An 839-nucleotide genomic window follows, 5' to 3' on the forward strand; every position below is an offset into this window, starting at 1 on the left:
AGCCGGCCCCGCCCGTCACCAGGATTGCCGGGCGAGTCATGACGCCGCGGCTCCTTTGACCAGTTTGCTTCCGTAGAGCAGGGTCTCAAAATAGTCGACGGTCTGCGCGAGCCCCTGGCTCAGGCCGATTTTCGGCTCCCAACCGAGATTGGCCCTGGCAAAGGAAATGTCCGGCTTGCGCTGTCTGGGATCGTCGACCGGCAGAGGCCGATGCACGATCTTCGATCGCGAGTTGGTATAGCTGATGACCAGCGTCGCCAGTTCCATGATGGTGAATTCGCCGGGATTGCCGAGGTTGACCGGATGCGCGGGCGCACTCGGCGCATTCATCAGCCGGACGAAACCCTCGATCAGGTCGTCGGCATAGCAGAAGGAACGCGTCTGCATGCCGCTGCCATAGACGGTCAGGTCTTGGCCGCGCAGCGCCTGGACGATGAAGTTCGAAACCACGCGCCCGTCATCGGGCTGCATGCGGCGGCCATAGGTGTTGAAAATGCGGGCGACACGGATATCGAGGCCATAAGTCCTCGAATAGTCGAAGAACAGGGTTTCGGCCGAGCGCTTGCCCTCGTCATAGCAGGACCGCGGTCCGTGCGTATTGACGTTGCCGAAGTAGCTCTCAGGCTGTGGGTGCACGAAAGGGTCGCCATAGACTTCGGACGTCGAGGCCTGGAATATCTTGGCGTTGTTCTGTCGCGCCAGTTCCAGAAGGTTCAGCGAACCAAGCACGCTTGTCTTGAAGGTATGGATCGGGTCTTCCTGGTAGTGCGGCGGAGAGGCTGGGCAGGCGAGATTGTAGATCTCATCGAACTGAAGACCCAAAGGCAGCGCATTGACGA

The 839-nt window shown here is 60.2% G+C and carries 1 protein-coding gene; it reads right to left on the minus strand.

Annotated elements, in window-relative coordinates; translation table 11 throughout:
- Positions 1-36 precede the first annotated feature (36 nt).
- Positions 37-828, minus strand: a complete 792-nt coding sequence (locus ACXJ7R_RS34800) for a UDP-glucuronic acid decarboxylase family protein (protein ID WP_457155749.1) — start codon at positions 826-828, stop codon at positions 37-39.
- Between the last annotated feature and the right edge of the window lie 11 nt (positions 829-839).

The sequence above is a fragment of the Mesorhizobium sp. P5_C1 genome (assembly GCF_054049815.1).